Annotated in this window: 21 protein-coding genes; 17 read left to right on the top strand and 4 right to left on the bottom strand. The window is 36.2% G+C overall.

Going from position 1 to position 19939, the window contains the following annotated elements; genetic code table 11:
• Positions 1 to 3: 3 nt before the first annotated feature.
• From AB8P06_RS00385 to AB8P06_RS00350, 8 genes are all read left to right on the top strand, one after another.
• Positions 4 to 732: an energy transducer TonB gene (locus AB8P06_RS00385; RefSeq protein ID WP_369836385.1), complete on the top strand. Its 729-nt coding sequence runs from the start codon at positions 4 to 6 to the stop codon at positions 730 to 732.
• Between the two features lie 115 nt (positions 733 to 847).
• Complete coding sequence (gene miaB / locus AB8P06_RS00380; protein WP_369836383.1) at positions 848 to 2296, top strand: tRNA (N6-isopentenyl adenosine(37)-C2)-methylthiotransferase MiaB; 1449 nt, start codon at positions 848 to 850, stop codon at positions 2294 to 2296.
• A gap of 65 nt (positions 2297 to 2361) precedes the next feature.
• Positions 2362 to 2799 (top strand): hypothetical protein, encoded by a 438-nt coding sequence (locus tag AB8P06_RS00375; protein ID WP_369836381.1) that lies wholly within the window; start codon positions 2362 to 2364, stop codon positions 2797 to 2799.
• Positions 2800 to 2916: 117 nt separating this feature from the next.
• Positions 2917 to 4200 (top strand): sigma-54 interaction domain-containing protein, encoded by a 1284-nt coding sequence (locus AB8P06_RS00370; RefSeq protein ID WP_369836379.1) that lies wholly within the window; start codon positions 2917 to 2919, stop codon positions 4198 to 4200.
• Between the two features lie 5 nt (positions 4201 to 4205).
• Positions 4206 to 4901, top strand: a complete 696-nt coding sequence (locus tag AB8P06_RS00365; RefSeq protein WP_369836377.1) for a hypothetical protein — start codon at positions 4206 to 4208, stop codon at positions 4899 to 4901.
• A complete protein-coding gene (locus tag AB8P06_RS00360; protein ID WP_369836374.1) occupies positions 4891 to 5442 on the top strand; it encodes an LptE family protein in 552 nt (183 codons plus the stop codon). The genes AB8P06_RS00365 and AB8P06_RS00360 overlap by 11 nt, the downstream gene beginning before the upstream one ends.
• A gap of 1 nt (position 5443) precedes the next feature.
• Complete coding sequence (locus tag AB8P06_RS00355) at positions 5444 to 7471, top strand: DUF8458 domain-containing protein (RefSeq protein ID WP_369836372.1); 2028 nt, start codon at positions 5444 to 5446, stop codon at positions 7469 to 7471.
• A gap of 8 nt (positions 7472 to 7479) precedes the next feature.
• Positions 7480 to 7671 (top strand): hypothetical protein, encoded by a 192-nt coding sequence (locus tag AB8P06_RS00350; RefSeq protein ID WP_369836369.1) that lies wholly within the window; start codon positions 7480 to 7482, stop codon positions 7669 to 7671.
• 82 nt (positions 7672 to 7753) lie between these two features.
• Here the strand turns inward: AB8P06_RS00350 and AB8P06_RS00345 are convergent, their stop codons facing one another.
• From AB8P06_RS00345 to AB8P06_RS00330, 4 genes are all read right to left on the bottom strand, one after another.
• Positions 7754 to 8356, bottom strand: coding sequence for a DUF4126 domain-containing protein (locus tag AB8P06_RS00345; RefSeq protein WP_369836366.1), 603 nt, complete (start codon positions 8354 to 8356; stop codon positions 7754 to 7756).
• A gap of 329 nt (positions 8357 to 8685) precedes the next feature.
• Positions 8686 to 9060: a ribonuclease P protein component gene (gene rnpA, locus AB8P06_RS00340; RefSeq protein ID WP_369836364.1), complete on the bottom strand. Its 375-nt coding sequence runs from the start codon at positions 9058 to 9060 to the stop codon at positions 8686 to 8688.
• Between the two features lie 70 nt (positions 9061 to 9130).
• Positions 9131 to 9877: a tRNA threonylcarbamoyladenosine dehydratase gene (locus tag AB8P06_RS00335; protein ID WP_369836361.1), complete on the bottom strand. Its 747-nt coding sequence runs from the start codon at positions 9875 to 9877 to the stop codon at positions 9131 to 9133.
• A complete protein-coding gene (locus tag AB8P06_RS00330) occupies positions 9870 to 10496 on the bottom strand; it encodes a TatD family hydrolase (RefSeq protein WP_369836358.1) in 627 nt (208 codons plus the stop codon). The genes AB8P06_RS00335 and AB8P06_RS00330 overlap by 8 nt, the downstream gene beginning before the upstream one ends.
• 97 nt (positions 10497 to 10593) lie before the next feature.
• On the opposite strand from AB8P06_RS00330, the gene AB8P06_RS00325 reads away from it, so the two are divergent.
• The 9 genes from AB8P06_RS00325 (at position 10594) to AB8P06_RS00285 (ending at position 19879) form a co-directional block, all read left to right on the top strand.
• Positions 10594 to 11223: a TetR/AcrR family transcriptional regulator gene (locus tag AB8P06_RS00325; protein WP_369836355.1), complete on the top strand. Its 630-nt coding sequence runs from the start codon at positions 10594 to 10596 to the stop codon at positions 11221 to 11223.
• Positions 11224 to 11322: 99 nt separating this feature from the next.
• Complete coding sequence (locus tag AB8P06_RS00320) at positions 11323 to 12318, top strand: outer membrane protein assembly factor BamD (protein ID WP_369836352.1); 996 nt, start codon at positions 11323 to 11325, stop codon at positions 12316 to 12318.
• 41 nt (positions 12319 to 12359) lie between these two features.
• Positions 12360 to 12683 carry a DNA-directed RNA polymerase subunit omega gene (locus AB8P06_RS00315; protein ID WP_007842152.1) on the top strand — a complete coding sequence of 108 codons (324 nt, stop codon included), beginning with the start codon at positions 12360 to 12362 and terminating at the stop codon, positions 12681 to 12683.
• A gap of 126 nt (positions 12684 to 12809) precedes the next feature.
• A complete protein-coding gene (gene coaBC, locus AB8P06_RS00310; protein WP_369836349.1) occupies positions 12810 to 14015 on the top strand; it encodes a bifunctional phosphopantothenoylcysteine decarboxylase/phosphopantothenate--cysteine ligase CoaBC in 1206 nt (401 codons plus the stop codon).
• Between the two features lie 36 nt (positions 14016 to 14051).
• Positions 14052 to 14954: a type IX secretion system protein PorD gene (gene porD / locus AB8P06_RS00305; RefSeq protein ID WP_369836347.1), complete on the top strand. Its 903-nt coding sequence runs from the start codon at positions 14052 to 14054 to the stop codon at positions 14952 to 14954.
• 81 nt (positions 14955 to 15035) lie between these two features.
• On the top strand, positions 15036 to 16685 hold the full coding sequence (locus AB8P06_RS00300; RefSeq protein WP_369836344.1) for a DNA repair protein RecN: 1650 nt from the start codon (positions 15036 to 15038) through the stop codon (positions 16683 to 16685).
• Positions 16686 to 16735: 50 nt separating this feature from the next.
• A complete protein-coding gene (locus tag AB8P06_RS00295) occupies positions 16736 to 18205 on the top strand; it encodes a DUF5687 family protein (protein ID WP_369836341.1) in 1470 nt (489 codons plus the stop codon).
• Between the two features lie 4 nt (positions 18206 to 18209).
• Positions 18210 to 18923 (top strand): ABC transporter ATP-binding protein, encoded by a 714-nt coding sequence (locus tag AB8P06_RS00290; protein WP_369836339.1) that lies wholly within the window; start codon positions 18210 to 18212, stop codon positions 18921 to 18923.
• A 20-nt stretch (positions 18924 to 18943) separates the two neighbouring features.
• Positions 18944 to 19879 (top strand): Dyp-type peroxidase, encoded by a 936-nt coding sequence (locus AB8P06_RS00285; protein ID WP_369836336.1) that lies wholly within the window; start codon positions 18944 to 18946, stop codon positions 19877 to 19879.
• Positions 19880 to 19939 lie beyond the last annotated feature (60 nt).

The raw sequence follows: 19939 nt of genomic DNA, 5'->3' as shown, positions 1-19939 counted from the left end.
CTCATGATTAAAAAAAATATTATTCTGTTGTGTTTTGTTTTTGTCTCCCTTTTTAAATCTCAGGTTTTGGATGAATATCCTAAAAAACAGGATTTTTATGAAGGTGGGATTGTTAATTTTTATAAAGAAGTTCACGAATATCTCATTACTAATAAATTCCAGGAATGTGATTCTAAAGAAATTTATCAGCCAAGAATTATGATAACCAGAGACGCTGTTGTTAAGATAATAAAAGATAATGATACGGTACATATTGCAAAAAATAAATGTGCTTACGATTTGTCGATGAATATTCTTAAAAACCTGACCCATTGGAAACCGGCGGAAGTGAAGGGTGGAAAAATTGGGGCCATTACAGAATTTATATTGTACCCGAAAGATGTGATGAGTAATTATAGGGAAAATTATAATGCATATAATTTTATAATGCTGGCTCAATTTCCCGGAGGTGACAAAGTTTTTAATAAAGAGTTTCATGACAATTTCATGGCAATATTTTCAGACTATCATATTAATGGCGATGTTAACCTGGAATTTTACATCAACGAAGAAGGGGCTATCGTTAGTCCGAGAATCTATCCGGCAATAGATAATAAGAGTTTTAATATAGATTTTATGAGAACACTTTCCAGATTAAAGAAAAAATGGAAACCTGCATTATATTCAAACATTCCCATTAAACAGAGAATTGCATTTCCTTTGAATTTTTCAATAAATTTTTACGAAAGATAACCCTGCCATTCTGTCACAAGATTTTGTATCTTTGCAAATTAATTCAAAAGTTCAGCGTTTAAAATTCAAAGTCGAAAACCTTGAACTTTAACCCTCGAACCTTAAACAGATTATCGTGCAAGAAAAATATATAGACGAAACCAAACAAGGAGAAGCCTTTGCTATTGCTGAGAAAGCCGGCAATTCTAAAAAGCTGTTTTTAGAAAGCTATGGCTGTCAGATGAATTTCTCCGATTCTGAAATCGTTGCCTCTATCCTTAATGAACAAGGTTACAATACTACTTTGAAAGTAGAAGAAGCCGACCTTATTCTGTTAAATACATGCTCAATCCGTGAAAAAGCTGAGCAGACTGTAAGAATGCGTCTTTCCCAGTTTAAAAACCTTAAAAAAGAAAGGCCGAACATGACGGTAGGTGTTTTGGGGTGCATGGCGGAAAGACTGAAAACCAAATTCCTGGAAGAAGAGCAATTGGTTGATTTAGTGGTAGGTCCGGATGCTTACAGAGATTTACCCAATCTTTTAAAAGAAACAGAAGACGGAAGAGATGCGATCAATGTAATTCTTTCAAAAGAAGAGACTTACGCAGACATCAATCCTGTACGTTTAGGTGGAAACGGAGTTACAGCTTTCGTTACCATTACAAGAGGATGTGATAATATGTGCACCTTCTGTGTTGTTCCTTTCACAAGAGGAAGGGAAAGAAGCCGTGATCCGCATTCCATTATTGAAGAGTGTAAAGATCTTTGGAACAGTGGTTATAAAGAAATTACCTTGTTAGGGCAAAACGTAGACTCTTACCTTTGGTATGGTGGCGGGCCTAAAAAAGATTTTGCAAAAGCATCAGAAATGCAGAAAGCAACTGCTGTTGATTTTTCACAGCTGCTTGATCAGGTGGCTAAAGCTGTTCCCGGAATGAGAATCAGATTCTCTACATCCAATCCTCAGGATATGAGCCTGGATGTATTCAGAACGATGGCGAAACATGATAACATCTGTAAATATGTTCATCTTCCCGTTCAAAGCGGGAGCAATAATATGTTACAGGCGATGAACAGACAGCATACCCGCGAAGAATATCTGGATTTAATTAAAAAAGCTAAGGAGATTGTTCCGGAAATTGCTTTTTCTCAGGATATGATTGTGGGCTTCTGTAACGAAACAGAAGAAGATCATCAGGATACGTTGAGTCTGATGAAAGAGGTGGAATATGACTACGGTTATATGTTCGCTTATTCGGAAAGACCGGGAACTCCTGCTCATAAAAAAATGGAAGATAATATTCCTGCAGATGTTAAGCAAAGACGTCTGGCTGAGGTGATTGCGCTTCAGGGGGAACTATCCAGAAACCGTATGAAATCTTATGTAGGAAGAATACATCAGGTTTTGATTGAAGGAATCTCCAAAAAGAATAAAAATCAGTGGAAAGGAAGAAATTCCCAGAATGCAGTTTGTGTCTTTGACCAGCAGGAAGGGCAGAAAATAGGTGACATTGTGGATGTTTTTGTTTATGATAACACGCAAGGCACACTTTTAGGGAGAAAAGTAGAACATACAATGAACTAAATTTTCTCTCAGAGAGATATTTATATTAGAACCGATTATTATCAATAATAAACTATAAACAGACAATGGAGAAATTTCAGAAATATTGCCTTGGTATTTTATTGGTAATCATTTACAACAATATTTCAGCACACGCCAACAACGGAACTGTAGAAAGTGACGATTGCAAAAGGTTGTGTGAAGTATACAGTAAATTTCTGGGTTCTCAGCACTGTCACCAGTCGCTGGTATTTTCAGCCGGCAAAAAATCCGAACCCTACTGTACCTTAAATCAGAAACAAAAAGCTACTGATGCAATAGGAAAAGTTTTTTCTGAGACACAGCGTAAAACCGGTTCTCCTAATGACAAATCCGGGGAAAGCTACCCTAAGACTGAAAAATACGATATAGTTTTAAAAAATTTTGAAAGACAAGGCAAAAAATACAGCTTTGCCGGGGATATATATTTTAAAAGTAAAGTTTCAAAAATCAGAAATAAAGATTATTTAGATTTAAAAAGTTAGAATTAAATCACATGAATATCAAACAAAAGTTAATATTCATTATTTCAAATTAACAAAATCTACAGAAAAACAGATAAGAACTGTAGATGGTCAAAATCAATAATCTAAATTTTACTTATGAGTGTCGAGTTACAAAATATAAAAAACCGCTTTGGTATCATCGGGAATTTCCCGGCCTTAAACCGTGCCCTGGAAAAATCAATTCAGGTGGCACCTACGGATATTTCCGTATTGGTAATAGGAGAAAGTGGGGTAGGAAAAGAATTTATCCCGAAAATTATTCATTCTGAATCCAGAAGAAAACATCAGCCCTATATTGTCGTTAACTGTGGAGCGATTCCTGAAGGAACCATTGATTCTGAGTTATTCGGTCATGAAAAAGGGGCTTTTACAGGAGCAACGGCTACCAGAAAAGGATATTTTGAAGTGGCAGATGGCGGAACAATCTTCTTAGATGAGGTGGGGGAACTTCCTTTGCAGACACAGGTACGTTTATTAAGAGTGCTGGAAAGCGGTGAATTTATGAAAGTAGGTTCTTCACAGGTACAGAAAACCAATGTAAGAATCGTTGCTGCCACCAATGTGAATATGATGAAGGCGATTCAGGATAACAGATTCCGTGAAGATTTGTATTATCGTTTGAATACCGTACAGATCGATATGCCGCCTTTGAGAGAAAGAAAAGGGGATATCCATTTACTGTTCAGGAAATTTGCCATAGATTTTGCTGAAAAATACAGAATGCCCGAACTGGAATTGGAGCCCGGAGCCGTCCATTACATAGAAAATTATACATTCCCCGGAAATGTGCGTCAGCTGAGAAATCTGGTGGAGCAGATGACCGTTGTTGAAAGAAACAGAAACGTCACCGTTGAAAAGCTTGCAGAATACATTCCTATGGAGACCCATTTACCAATGGTAGTCAACACTCCGAATGCTCAGAAACAAAGCGATTTCGGGAATGAAAGAGAAATCATGTATAAAATTCTCTTCGATATGAGAAATGATATCAATGATTTAAAATCGTTAACATCAGAACTCATAAAAAACCGTGGAACTGCAGAATTAAGCAATCAGGAGAAAAATCTGATCAACAGGATATATACTCAGGAACCACAGCAGAATGCAGCTCCGAACTCTTTATTGTATTTTGAGGACAATAATAACCAGGTTCAGACGCCAACCATCATTTCCAACCCGGATGAAAGCTATGAAGATATCGAGGATATTGAAATAGAAGAGGACAGACCGGAATCTTTATCACTTCAAAACAACGAAAAAGATTTGATTATCAAAGCATTGGAGAAGCATAGAGGACGCAGGAACAAAGCTGCCGATGAGCTGGGAATTTCACAAAGAACTTTATACAGAAAAATAAAACAATATAACCTGGAAGACTAAAATTTATGAATATTAAAGCAAAATCAATCGATTTTAAACTCAATGAATATCTTACTAAAGGATTAGAGCTATTAAAAAAAGACTTCGGTAATTTTTTAATAGCTTACCTCTTTTGCATGATCATGTCGATCATCCCTTTCTGTGGCTTTTTAGCAATGGGAAACTTTTATAAATACTGCAGAAAAGTAAATAAGGGGGAGCCTGCCAGTGTAGGGGATATTTTTAATTTTGATGATTTTGTACCCTATTTTGTCATCCAATTAATCATTTTTGCGGCTGTATTTGCGATTTACATTCCTATGATTTTTGTTATCCCTTTTGCAGCAATAGCGGGTGGAGATAATCCTTCACCGGCCTTTATGATATTTTTCGTACCTTATATATTTATTATTGTGATTGCTTTTTTAATTGTCGCTTTAATAGGTTTTTATATTCCGGGACTGATCTCACTGAAAAAGATTTATGACCTGAAAGTTCTTTGGAAAATGTCCAGGATAATGACAAAAAACAATTTGCTGTCTATTTTCTTATTTGCCATTGTGGTAAGTTTTCTTTCCCAGCTTGGAATACTTCTTTGCGGTATTGGAATTCTGATCACAATGCCTTATTTTTATACAACCCATTATTTTGCTTTTGAAGATGCCATTCAGCAGATCGAATACGACGAAATAAAAGAAATCGGAATAAAAAATGAATTTTAAAATCAAAAATATCACCATTAAAAAATCGGCGCTGATCGGTTTATTATTCCTTTGTTTAGGAATGCTCAACTCCTGCTACAGTTTTACAGGTTCATCCCTGAAAGATGAAAAAACAGTACAGATCAACGAGTTCCCGAACAATGCGGCTTTGGTAAATCCTACCTTGTCCCAGCAGTTTTCAACGGATATTCAGAACCGTTTCTTACAGAGAACAACTTTGAAAGGAACTAAAGAAAATCCGGATATTCTGATAGAAGGTGAAATTACAGACTACTCCATTACACCTACTACCATCAGTTCCAATACACAAACGACCACAACAGGTGGAGTAGTACAGGAATCCCAGAATAAATTAACCATCACGGTTAAAGTGCATTATGAGAACAAAATCCATCCTGATATTAGTTTTGACAGAACTTATTCTGATGAGGCTGTATTCAACAGCAGCCTGTCACAAAGTGATATAGAAGCTTCCCAGGTGAAGATTGTAAACGAGAGAATTATTAATAAGATATTTAACGATATTGTAGCGAATTGGTAAGATGATGAATACTAGAGTTTTAGAATTATTAAAAAATCCGAAAAATATTCAGTCAGAAGACTTAAGTCTTTTGAAAGAGGAAATTAATTCTTTTCCCTATATTCAAAATATCAGAGCGCTGCATCTGTATGGAATTCATCTTTTTGATAAAGAAAACTATCAGAAAGAGCTTTCTATTACGGCAGCTTATACTACCGATAAAAAAATTCTTTATCAGCTGATTAACGGTAAAATTCAACAAAAGCCAAAACCTGAAATCAGTAGTGAAAAACCGGCTGAGAGCACGGAAAGGGCAACCAAATACGTTTATCAGACCCAAAGCTTTCCTTTAAAAAGAGAAGATAAGCGGGAGAACGGGACAGAAAATAAAATAGTATTTTCATTTCCTTTACCAACTCCTCCTCCGGAAACCAAGCCTGTTTATGTAAAAGGAGAAAGAAACAGAATTCTGTTTGAAGGTGAAGAAAATTTCCTTGATGAAGAAAATACAGAGAAAATAGACCTTGAATCTACGTTGGAATCAGGAACCCTGGTTACTCAAAAAACAGAGGTGAAAGAACCTGTTAAAGAGGAAGAAAACAATCAAGCGGAAATATTTTCAAATGTGGAGGAAGTAAATGACGGATCTGATTTTACCCCTGAAATTATTGTAAATGAAGAAGAAAATTCAGCAAAAGAGGAAAAAGAAGAAATAAAAGCTTCGGAAAATGTGAGTTTTCATGAAACGGAATCTTTTGTGCCTGAAGTAAATATTCAGTCTCTTGATCCGGTTGAAGGAACGAAAGAAATAGAAGAGGTTGCTGAAGATATTAAAGCAGATGAAGATCAGGCTGCTACAGAATTTACTCCTGAAGAGATCATTGATAAAAATGAGATTTCTTCGACTGAAGAAAAAGATTTGGTTGATGACAGTGCTGAGCTGAGTTTTCATGGGATGGATTCATTTATGCCGGATGTTAAAATTCAATCAGGAAATATTGAAGAGCAGGCTCAACCCGAAGTTCAGCCTAATTTCAACAAGCATGAAGATGAAATGCGCCGCCTGATTGAAGAAGTTGAGAAAAAAATGAAGGCTGCTAAGGAGCAGTCTGTTGAAAAAACAAAAGAAGAACCTGAAGTTGTAGGCCATGACATCAATTTTGCTGAAACCCAACATTTCCATGCTGCACCGGCTGATGAGAAAATAGAAGAAGAAAATTCTAAGGCCGACATAAAAGAAGAGGAAATAACACAACCGGAATTACCTGAGACAGAAGCTTCTGAAGAACCCAAACCAGAACCTGTTACCGAAATTAAATCTTCATGGAAACCGATGAGTTTTGAGTCCCACGTTCCGGATTCATTGATTAATAAACCTGCCGAAACTCCTCAGTTGAAAACAGAGATTACTCCCGAACAGACTCCAAAAGAAGAAATTTTACCGGAAGCAGGAAAAATACCGACTGAGGTTCAGTCAGAAGTAATTGAAACAGCTGACAAAGAACCTGCAGAAGATCATCGTGAACCGGATACCACTGATAAAAAAAGTGACGAACAAGCTCCGATATTGAATGTTTCCTTCTTTGGATCCGATATTTCAAAATGGAATCTTAAAGAGAATAAAACAGAAGAAGAACTTGGTGAAGAAGAAATAGAAGAGCCTCAAATTCCAACGGAAACAAATGTCACCCAGCCTGCCGACAGCAATGTACCAGGATTTATCAATACATGGCAGAACTGGCTGAAGATCGACCGTACGGAAGAAAATGAAAAACCAAAAACGGAGAACAAAACTAAAGTTATTGATTCTTTCATCGAGAACAATCCAAAGATTTCCCAGTTGAAAGAAGAAAGCAGTTTTGTAGTAAAAGAGAAAACAGATGATATTTCACATCTGATGACTGAAACGCTTGCCAATCTGTATTTTGAACAAAAATTATATACCAAAGCGATAAAAGCTTTCGAAATATTAATCAATAAACATCCTGAAAAGAAAGACTATTTTGAAAAGAAAGTTCAGGAAATTAAAGATGTTCGCGGTAAAAACTAGACTTTTGTATGAACCTACTTGTAATTACTCCGTTTGAAATTTTATTTATGGTCATGGCAGTTGCTGTGCTGTATATTGTAGCGATTTCGACATTGTTTAAAAATAAATCAGGCATTCTATCTTATCTTGTGCTTATTCTGTTTCCAATATTAGGGCCTCTGGGAATTGTTTTTGGAAATTATATGAAGAAGGTAAAATAAAAATCTGGGCGGCTGAAAATATATTTTCAGCCGCCCAGGTTTTTATAATATAGTTTTTAAAAGCTAAAGAGTAAAATTTCAATTATGAGACAACATCTTTACTTCGTCTCAGTTTTCTCCATGCTTTTCGCCCCAAAACCCAAACGAGTATTACTAAGACAATCGCACAGATTGCTGCCACTACAGGTAGAGCCATGGCTAAAACCGACATGATTCCTGCTCCGGCAGTTTCAGTAGTTCCTACAACAGAATTCCCAAGCCCGCCTGTTGTTGCTGTGGAAGCGGCCCGTATTCCTGCAAATCCTGAGCTTATGGTTGCAGCAGTACCTCCACCGGCAATTAAAGCCAATGCCCACTGTGGAAAAGTTCCTAAATCAGCAAACTGACTGGCAAATAGTATCGATCCGGCAACAGTAGCCATCGGCACACAAAGAGTATCCAGAAGATGATCGATAAAAGGAATATAATAGGCTAAAATTTCAGCGATTGTTGCAATACCTGTTGTAATAAGAGTCGGAAGTCCTGCAAGCCATTCAAACTGCTCATTCATAGGAATCCAGTGAAGATAAGAAGCTAAACTTACGGCAAACATCGGAAGGAATACCCTGAAACCCGATGCAGCAGCCAGGCCAATGCCGATAAATGCACTCAGAATATAGGGAAGATAAGGAACATGGTCTAACATATTAATTTTCAGATTTATTGTTTCCTTAAAGTTACAAAAAATAGACAAAGATTTTTCTGAAATTTCTTCTCCCGAAGTTTGTGTCAGTTACAGCAATTCCCAAACAAAAATAATTTTAATAGAATTAAAAACTGTGGTAGAAAGAGAAAAAGTAATCACATCATCTGCCAAATCCGCAAAATCTGCGAGCAATATCAAAACACTAATGTTTTTAACTTTCTTTGATTTAATTTTAATTAAGTTAAAAAAACTCACCGAAAGAGAATACTCTTAAAATCATTTGTGTTAATCTGAGAAATTTATGGTCAATGATCTTCAGTTTTAAAGTCCTAAGGTTTCTTCTGAGCCTGGCAAAGCTTAATAAACTCAGTCTCCACATCCTGAAATTTCGCAGGCATTTCAGGAGAAACCCAAAACAACATCGCGATCGTTTTATCCCCAAAAGCCTCTCTAAATAAATCCTTATTAAGCCGGAAACACTCCCGTAATAATCTTTTGATCCTGTTTCTGTGTACAGCCTTTTTAAAATACCGTTTAGATACTGAAACTCCAAACTTGGTACTTTCTACAGGAAGAGTCGGTTTATTTTTAAGGATGATAATTCTCAAATGTCCGCAGGTCCGCCATTTACCCTTTTCAAAAAGTAAAGTTATCTCATTGTTTTTTTTGAGTTTTTCTTCTTTGGAATATTTGAAATTATTCATTTACAGAACGTAAATATAGTTTATATTTTTATCAATCTTTTGACTCCATTTAATATGATCATCCTAATTTTTACAGAGTTGAAATACTTTTTGAATCTTTTTTCACTAAATAATTAATCACTTCAGCAGCAGCATAAAGACCGAAAATAGCAGGAATATAACTTATCGTTCCGTAGAATGATCTCTTGTAATTGGTTCCGTCAGTCATTTTCAGGCTGTCTTCACTTTGCAGCTCATTAGAAAATACACATCTGATGCCTTTATTGATCTTCTCTTTTTTAAGTCTTTTTCTTACCTGTTTTGCTAAAAAGCAGTTTTGAGATTTACTGATATCCCTTACCATCACCTTACTTGGGTCAGATTTTCCTCCGGCGCCCATTGAGCTTACCACTTTTATTTTTTTCCTTTTTGCAGCAATTAATAATTTAAGTTTTGGAGTTACGCTATCGATGCAGTCAAGGATATAATCAAATTTCCCCTCATCCAGAACCTTATTCATGCGCTCCGGATTTAAAAACTCATTGATTTTGATTAAATTAAGATTGGGATTTATATCTAAAAGCCTTTCAGCTACGACTTCTACCTTATGTTTTCCTACCGTGGAATGTAATGCAGGAAGCTGTCTGTTAATATTCGTAATATCTACCGTGTCGCCATCTACAATCGTCATATTTCCTACTCCGGCTCTGGCCAGAAACTCTGCCGCAAAAGAACCTACACCACCTAAACCGACAACCAGAACAGAAGCTTTATTCAATCTGTCAATTCCATCTTCCTTAATCAGGAGCTCCGTTCTTTCCAACCAGTATTTATCCATTTTTTATCGTCTCTAAATTTTCTAAAATTTGTTTATTAAGCTGTTCCAAAGAAATTCCTTTTATTTCCGAGACTTTCTGATACAATTCTTTAATCGTAAAATCATCATTATCAGTCTCTAAAAAGAATTTATCTGAAGGAACTGTTTTTAAAATATTCTGCAAAGATAAATTATACAAAACAGCTTTCCCAAAACTCAGATAAAAATTATTTCTCAGCAGGTCTTCAGCAATATTTTGCTTCTTGTTAAAACCATGAATAATCATAGCTTGTTCCGCTTTTTTCCTGAAAGAAATTACCTCATAGAATTTTCTTACACAATGAATAATTAAAGGCTTTTTCACTTCATTGGAAATTTCAATCTGTCTTAAAAAAACATCTTCCTGTATTTTTTGATCAGTGGAAACTAATGAATCCAGGCCGCATTCTCCGATTGCAAAACAATCTTCAGAGATATTGGATTTTAACCAATTTAATTGATTATCAATATGATCTGTCCGGATATCCTTTGGGTGGATGCCAACAGAGTATAGGAAATTTGGCGGGATATCTTCTGTATCTACATTATAGATTCCGTAGGAGATATTTTTTTTATGGTGGTGAAAATCAAAATAATCCATTGTCAAAAATACTATTAATTAGAATTAATGTAAAATTCTTAAACAAACGTTTATAATTGTGTTAAAAATTTCTTAACTTTACTGAAAGCGACACTCCATGAGAAAAAAATTTACAGAAAAGCAGATCCATATTCTGGATATTGCGGAAGAATTGATTGCAAAAAAAGGATACGAAGGAACTTCGGTAAGAGACATCTGTTCCAAAGCCAATATCAATGTAGCCATGATCTCCTATTATTTCGGATCTAAAGAAAAAATGATGTCTTATCTTTATCAGTACAGAGTATTGAAAACGAGAGAGAACTTTTCTGAATTTGCAGATACGATTAAAGACGGGAAACCTGAAATGCAGTTGAAAGAAATCATTAAATATATTGTTTCCCAGCTGTTTAAATACAATTACTTTCATGGGTTTGTTACTCAGGAACTCAGACATACCGATAATTTAAAAGGTGAGCTTCTGGATTTTTACCAGCTGTTTGTGAAGAAACTTGATGATGTGATTAAAAAAGGCGTGGCTTCCGGAGTCTTTACCTTTACCCCAAAACCTGAAGACATCCTTACAACCATTATTGGCTCTACCTTATTTGTAATCCGTAATAAAAACTTTTATGAATTATATGTTCCGAGTAAAAATGAGGAAACGTATACCAAAGAAGCCGAAAAAAAAGTAAGAATGAATCTCTTACTCAGTGTTTTTGCAATTTTGGGATACGCTGCAGACTAAAATTACGTTAAATAATCATAAAAAAAAATGTATTGGCAAAAAAGTTATATTTTTGCAAATTAATAGATGGGGATTTCCCGGGAACTGTTGAATTTTTATATGAAAAAATATATTTTAGGTCTTTTTGCGCTAGCTGTACTTTCATCATGTGTGAGCCAGCAGGAAAAAGCAATGAAGAGTGCTGATAAAAACTTTATCCTAAAAGCAGCCAACGAAAATTTTGCTAAGAAAAAATGGAAAAATGCGTTAGCTCTTTATGACAGGCTTGCCAATTTGGTTGCAGGTACAGATGATTTCCCGAATGTAGGGTTCAATACTGCCTATGCCAACTATTATGATAAAAACTATAAATTGGCAGGACATCAGTTTAAAAACTTTGCAGTAAGCTTTCCAAAAGATCCGAGAGCGGAAGAAGCGGCTTATATGTCTGCCTTATGTTACTACGAAGGATCTATGGATTATAACCTGGATCAGTCGAGTACAGAGCTTGCCGTTAACGAATTACAGGATTTCCTGAATAACTACCCTAATTCCGAAAGATCTAAGAACATCAGCCAGCTTATTGATGAATTGTCTTATAAGCTAGAATTTAAAGCTTATGAAAATGCAAGGCAGTATTTCAAAATGGGTAATTATAAATCGGCTAATGTGGCGTTAGAAAATGTATTGGATGATTTTCCAAGTACCAAGCTTCGTCCGAAAATCTATGATTATATCATGAAATCTCGTCATTTATTGGCACAGAATTCCGTTTATGATCTTAAAGAAGAACGTATAGAAAGTGCTTTGGCATTTACCAGACAGGTAGAAAAAGAACTTCCTAATACCGAATATTCTAAAACTGCAGTAGACATAAGAGAGAAGCTGGAGAAAGAAAAGAAAGATTTTGCAGTCGTTAAAAAACAGACAGAAGCAAGAATGGCTGTTTTCACAGCAAGACAAAAGAAAGAAGCCGATAAGCTGGCAGAAAAAAATAAAACCGAGCAGCAGATCAAAGATCAGGTAGATGTAGAAAAGAAAGCAATGCAGATCCAGAGGGATAGTGCTGCGTTACAGACACCTCCTCCGGCAGCGACTTTCAAAATTCAAAGATAATTCGTAAATTTGCCATCTTATAAATAAATAATTTTCTCAAAATGAGCGTAAAAGATACAAAAGCAGAAGTAAATACCATTACTTACGATAAAGATAAGATTGAAGATAAAGTAGCCTCAATCTATGAAGCTATTGTTATCATGGGAAAGAGAGCAGAGCAGATCAACGCAGAAATTCGTACTGAATTGCACAACAAATTAGACGAGTTTGCCGTTCACAATTCTACCTTAGAAGAAGTTTTCGAAAACAGAGAGCAGATAGAAATCTCTAAACATTACGAAAAACTTCCGAAACCAACTTCTATTGCGATCGAAGAATGGTTGAATGAAGATATTTACTTCAGAAAAACTGAAGAAAGAAAATAAAAATCATTTGTGTTTTTTATATAGACAAGGGTCATAAAGGAATCAATTCTTTATGACCTTTGTTGTTTCATCTCCTCTTTTGTGAGAAAAAATAAGTAATTTAGTATTTTAAAAAATTAAAACTAGATGAGCCTTTCCGGGAAAAAAATTCTCATTGCGATTTCTGGAGGAATTGCTGCCTATAAAATTCATTTTCTGATCAGGGATTTTGTGAAAAAAGGTGCGGAAGTACAGATAATAATGACTCCCGATGCAGAGCATTTTGTAACGAAGCTAAGCATTTCCACCTTATCCAAAAATCCTGTCTATACAGATTTTTATGGTGATAACGGAACCTGGAACAGTCATGTAGAATTAGCATTATGGGCCGATGTAATGATTGTTGCTCCATGCACGGCCAATACATTAGCTAAAATGACGCATGGCATGTGTGATAATCTTGTACTGGCAACCTATATGTCAGCAAAATGCCCTGTTTTTATTGCTCCTGCGATGGATCTGGATATGTATCAGCATCCGACTACAAAACAAAACCTGGAGCTGGCTGAAGATTTCGGCCACTTTATTATTCCTGCTGAAAACGGGGAGCTTGCAAGCGGACTGATCGGACAGGGAAGAATGGCAGAACCCGAAACCATTTTAAAATCGGTTGAAACTTTTTTCACAAATCAGGATCAGAAGAAAACCCTGAAAGGGAAAACCGTTTTAATTACAGCCGGTCCTACCTATGAAGCCCTTGATCCGGTGAGGTTTATAGGAAATCATTCTTCCGGTAAAATGGGCTTCTCATTAGCCGAAGAAGCAGCAAAAAGAGGCGCGAAAGTGATCCTGATTTCCGGGCCGAGCTCCCAAACCGTTCATGGTGAAAATATTGATTTACATAGAATTACTTCTGCAAAAGAAATGTTGGCGAAAGTATTTCAGTTTTATGATAAAATAGATATAGGCATCGCGAGTGCTGCCGTTGCAGATTATGCTCCCAAAGAAATTGCGAAGGAGAAAATCAAAAAAAATGATGATCAGCTGACAATAGAACTTGTTAAAAATCCGGATATCCTTAAAACAATGGGTGAGAAAAAAACACATCAGTTTTTAGTAGGATTTGCCCTGGAAACACAAAATGAAGAAGAAAATGCAAAAGCCAAGCTCGAAAAGAAAAACCTGGATATGATCGTTCTGAATTCTCTCCGCGATGAAGGTGCAGGATTTAAAAATGACACCAATAAAATCAGGATATTCACCAAAACCGGGAAAAAAGAATTTAACCTGAAATCTAAAGATGAAGTGGCAAAAGATATTCTCGATTTTGTTGAGCACCAGCTTTTAAAATAAATTTAATAAATTTCCGTTCTCAATTTTTAATAGATAATGAAAAAAACGATAAGCTTATTCTTACTGCTTTTTATATATACCCTTAGCTTTTCACAGGAATTGTTGGCAACGGTTCAGGTCAACTCACAACAGCTGGGCGGAAGCAATCAGCAGGCCTACAAAGCTTTGGAAAAAAGTCTTAAAGATTTCATCAATAATACAAGCTGGACAGGGAAAAAACTTCAGAATTTTGAAAAGATCAAATCGAATTTTGCAATTGTGATCTCTGAAAAAGACGGAAATAAATACAAAGGAACCATCGTTGTTCAGGCTGTTCGTCCTGTCTATAATACCACTTATGAATCTCCTTTGATCAATCTTCAGGATCAGAGATTCGGATTTGAATATGTTGAAAATGAAAACCTGATCTTTAATGAGCGACAGTTTTCAGGAAAAAATTTAATTGATGTAATCAGCTACTATGTTTATCTGATATTGGGATATGATGCCGACAGCTTCCAGTCTATGGGAGGAACACAGTGGTTTTCAAAAGCACAGCAGATTGCCCAGAATTCACAAAACAGAGGATATGAAGGTTGGGCTCCGCTCAATGAGCCGAGAAGCAGAATGATCTTAATCGGGGAGATTTTAAATCCAAATATGGCGCAATTGCGTTCTACATTTTATACATATCACAGAGCGGGATTGGATAATTTATTTAATCAGGATCAGTCTGCCGGAAAGAAAATTATTTTTGACGCTCTGATGCAGCTGAAAATGTATGAAAACTCATTCCAGCAGAATTATTACTTCAACCTTTTTATGGATAATAAAAGCAGTGAAATTTTCAGTATTTTCGATTCAAATAATAACGGGGGGCTTGTCATGAATGACCTCAGACAGCTTCTAATGGTTTTGTCCCCGAAAAACAGTGAGTCCAAATGGAGCAAATGGAAATAGAAAAAGCTTAATTTTCCTGCTATTGAATTCTGACTTCTAAAGTTCTATATTTGCAGTACTAAAGTAATCAGCTATTGATCCATGCTCTCGAGAATCTACATTAAAAATTTCGCCTTAATTGATACGCTTGATGTATCGCTTCATAATGGTCTGCAGGTAATTACCGGTGAGACCGGAGCGGGAAAGTCTATTATTTTAGGAGCTCTCAGGCTTATTTTAGGCGAAAGGGCAGATGCAAAATCGATCTCAAATGCCGAAGAAAAAAGTATTGTAGAAACAGAATTTGCTTTAAATAACCGGTTCAAAAAATTCTTTATTGAAAATGACCTGGATTATGAGCATCAGACAATTATCCGAAGAGAAATCCTGCCATCAGGAAAATCAAGAGCTTTTATAAACGATGTTCCGGTAACACTGGATGTTTTAAAAGAACTGTCTTCCCAGCTTATCGATATCCATTCCCAGTTTGAAACTTCAAATCTCTTTACGTCAGAATACCAGTTTAAAATTATTGACGGACTTTCTGAAAACAAACAGATCATAGAAGAATACCAATACGAGTTTTCAGAATTTCAGAGCCTGAAAACCCAGCTTAAAAAACTTCAGATCCAGCTTTCCGAAAACAATAAAGAAAGTGATTATAAATTATTTTTATTGAGTGAGCTGGAAGAACTGCACCTGGATGATGTAGACTATGAAGAACTGCAGAACCAGCTTTCTATTCAGGAAAATGCAGGAATGATCTCTGAAAACCTGAGCCAGATTTTGTCAAGGTTTCATCAGGAGGAAATCGGAATTCTGTCTTTCTTTAACGAAGCTAAAAATAAGCTTTCAAAAATTTCAGAGGTTTCAGGCAGCTTTTCAGAGCTTGATCAGAGACTGGAAGAATCTTTCGTTGAGCTGAAAGATATTATTTCCGAGCTTGAAAATGAAGCGGAAAAAATTGAAATTAATCCTGAAAACTTAGAGCTATTATCTGAGCTGAACAACCGGATCAATGCTCTTTTGCTAAAGCATAATGTTTCAGATATTACGGAATTAAAAGAAATCAGGGATCAGCTGGCCGGAGAGCAGAAAGACGCTTCAGAGCTTGAATCTAATATTGCCGAGATCACAGAAAATATTTCCCAAAAAGAAAAAACACTTCAGTCACTCTCTGAAAAGCTTTCTACGAACAGGGGAAAAAGCATTCCTGTTTTCATAAAAAAAGCAGAAGGATTGCTTAAAAAACTGGGCCTTGAAAAAGCGAAAGTAGATATTGAGCTACAAACAACTCCGGAATTTAACCCATTCGGGAAAGAAAATATACAGCTTTTATTCCAGGCCAATTCAGGTTTTCCTTTAAAACCGATCCAGACAGCCATTTCCGGAGGAGAAAGGTCAAGAGTAATGCTGGCTGTAAAGAAAATCATTGCTGAAAGCGATGAGCTTCCTACCCTTATTTTAGACGAAATCGATACCGGGGTTTCAGGAAAAGTCGCCGAAGAAATCGGAAACCTGATGCGTGAAATGTCAGAAGATATGCAGCTTATTGTGATCTCTCATCTTGCTCAGGTAGCGGCAAAAGGAAATAACAATTATAAGGTGGTAAAAGAAGACGTTTCAGGTAAAACCCAATCCACAATCATCACATTAAACGCTGAAGAAAAGCTCAATGAAATTGCCCAGTTGCTTTCCGGAAGTAAAATCACCGAAGCGGCTTTGGCACAAGCAAAAGAGCTTATCGGTTAAAATTTTGTAACATATTTTGCATTATATTTACTAATGTAAAAAAATAGATTATGTTTTTAAAATTCCTGAGACTGGAAATCAAAAGTTTTTTCCGTGGTTCTTCTGTAGGAATCAATCTTGCCATGAAGATTTTCCGTTTTATGGGAATTCTTTATTTTACAGGGTGTTTGGTCGGCGGTGCGTTTCTGGCTTTTTTCTATGTAAGAGAAGAAATGCCCGGAGAAGATCCGTTAAAACTTGTTTCAAGATTTATTCTTGCTGCCTGGGCTGTAGACCTGATCTGCAAATATATCTGGCAGGAAATGCCTACACAGAATATCAAGCCCTTCCTTACGCTGAATATTCCTAAGAAAACGCTGATCAACTACATGCTGTCGAAAACCTTTTTATCGGCTTTCAGTTGGCTGAATTCCTTCTTTTTGATTACATTTTCCATTATCTGTATGTTTAACGGATATGGTTTTGTGGGAATTTTATCATGGCTGATCGGCATTTCATTGCTGTTCTATCTCAATAATTTCATCAATATACTTTTTAATGGCAAAGAAGCGGTTGTTATTGCTATAGGCTGTGTTATTACCGTATTGGGAGCTCTGACGTATTATAAAATTATACCGCTATTATCTTATTCGGAATCGTTTTTTTATGCTTTTTACAGTAAACCCTATCTGGTGGTGCTGCCGGTTATTCTGTTTGCAGGATTATGGTGGATCTGTTTCAAATATATCCGTAAAGAATTCTATCTTGATCAGGGTCTGGAAGCCAAAAAAGAAGTTGGAAAGACTGAAAATATTGCTTTCTTAAATAAATACGGAGCGATTGGAAGCTTCATCAACAATGATATAAAATTGTTGCGCAGAAACAAAGTGACAAAAGGTATTTTGCTCGGAAGCTTTATGTTTCTTTTCTATGGATTACTGATGTTTACGTCACCGATTTATAAAACACCGACGATGATGATGTTTATGGGATTGTTTGTGACGGGTGGTTTTCAGTTTATGTTTGGGCAGCGGGTTCCCGCATTCGATAGCTCTTATTACCCTTTAATGATGACCCTGAATGTTCCGTATAAAGAATATCTTAAAGCAAAATGGTGGCTGATGAATATCGTTACGGCGGTTTCTATGATTATTGCTTTATTTTATGTCTATTTCGGTTGGGAAATGTATATTACTTTCTTTGCTGCAGGATTGTATAATATCGGGGTAAATTCTCAGTTTACGCTGTGGTCAGGGGCTTTTAATAAAATGCAGATCGATTTGAATTCCAAAGAAAAAAGAATAGGACAGAAAACCAGTTTTAATTTTAAAGCTTTGTTGTTGCTGATTCCGAAAATGTTTTTACCTATGGTAGTTTTCGGGCTGACAAAATATTTTTTCGGAATGACGGCAGGTGTGGTAAGTATTGCCATTCTGGGCTTAATAGGCTTTTTGATCAGAGAAAAGATCTTCGACACTATTGTGAAGCAATATAAAAGAGAAAAATACAGCACATTAGATGCATTCAAATCAAAAGATTAATACAATGATTACGATACATAATTTATCCAAAACATACGGAAAAGCTACAGTTCTTAATATCGAAAGCCTTGAAATCCCGAAAGGGGAAACCTTCGGGCTGGTAGGAAATAATGGAGCCGGGAAGACCACTCTTTTCAGCCTGATGCTTGATCTGATTCAGGCTACCACGGGATATGTGAGCATTGATGGGATTAAAGTCAATGAATCTGAAGCCTGGAAAAGCAAAGTTTCCGCTTTTGTGGACGATACATTTCTGATCGGCTATCTCACACCGGAAGAATATTTCTATTTTATCGGTGAGCTGAGAGGCCAGAATAAAGCTTCCGTAGATGAGTTTCTGAAACCTTTCCATGATTTGTTTAACGGTGAAATCCTGAATGCGGGAAAATATGTTCGTGACCTGTCAAAAGGAAATCAGAAGAAAGTAGGAATCGTAGGAGCAATGATCGGAAATCCTGATATTATTATTCTGGATGAGCCTTTTGCCAACCTTGACCCGTCAACCCAGATTAAACTGAAAAATTTAATCAAGGAATTATCAAAACAGGATGGCGTGACATTTCTTATTTCGAGCCATGACCTTTCCCATACAACAGAAGTATGCAACAGAATCGTGTTGGTGAATAAAGGAACAATGGTCAAAGATATTCAGACCAACCCTGAAACATTGAAAGATCTGGAACAGTATTTTGCGGATCAGGTTTCTTTAGCGGATTAAATCAGGTTAAAAACTAATTCATGAGCATAGAATCTCAAAACGTTACAGATTATCCGAATACCAATACCATTTTTATGGTGTGGAAATTTAAAGATGATCCTCAGGTGAAATTTATTTTCCAACAACTTTGTGCCTTGGTTTTGAACCTTAATAATTCTGCTTTTAACCGGTTTCCGGACAGCAGGGTCAGTTGTGTGATGGGAATCGGATATGAAGCCTGGAAAAAACTGGAGCTTCCAAAGCCGTTACCAAAAGAACTGGCTGAATTTGAAGAGATCAAAGGAATAAAACATACAGCCATAGCGACACCCGGAGATCTGCATTTTCATTTGAGAGCAGATAATAAAAGCCTGATTTTTGATATGGCAATTGAAATCTCAAAGCTGATCAGTTCCGTAGCCGAAAGTATTTTAGAAGTTCACGGATTTAAATACTGGGATGCCCGCTCTATTTTAGGATTTGTAGACGGTACTGAAAATCCTCACGGAAGCGACAGGGATTATTTTGCAAAGATCGGGGATGAAGATAAAGAATATACAGGCGGAAGCTATCTTTTTGTTCAGAAATACCTTCACAATATGGATGCGTGGAAAGGGCTTTCAACCGATGAGCAGGAGAAAGTGATCGGAAGGTCAAAAGAAAATGATATTGAAATGTCTGATGAGGTGAAGCCTTCCAATTCACATATTGCTTTAGCTAATATTGAAGGTGAAAACGGAGAAGAATTAAAAATTGTAAGGGATAACATGCCTTTCGGAAATCCTTCAACCAATGAATTCGGAACCTATTTCATTGCCTATGCAAGTACATTTACAACGGTAAAAAAGATGCTGACCAATATGTTTATTGGAGATCCGCCCGGAAATTATGACCGCATTTTAGATTTCAGCACGGCGATGACGGGAACGCTTTTCTTTGTTCCTACCCGCAATATGCTTGATGAATTTTCAGGATAAATATAAAGGCAGAATATATTTCTGTCTTTTTTAGTATAAAATTATCTTTTTAATAAAAAA

Origin of the sequence: Chryseobacterium tongliaonense (assembly GCF_041224435.1) — a bacterium.
Lineage (GTDB): Bacteria > Bacteroidota > Bacteroidia > Flavobacteriales > Weeksellaceae > Chryseobacterium > Chryseobacterium tongliaoense.
The sequence above is the reverse complement of the archived record's forward strand: the minus strand, read 5'-3'. Positions and strand labels throughout refer to the sequence as shown.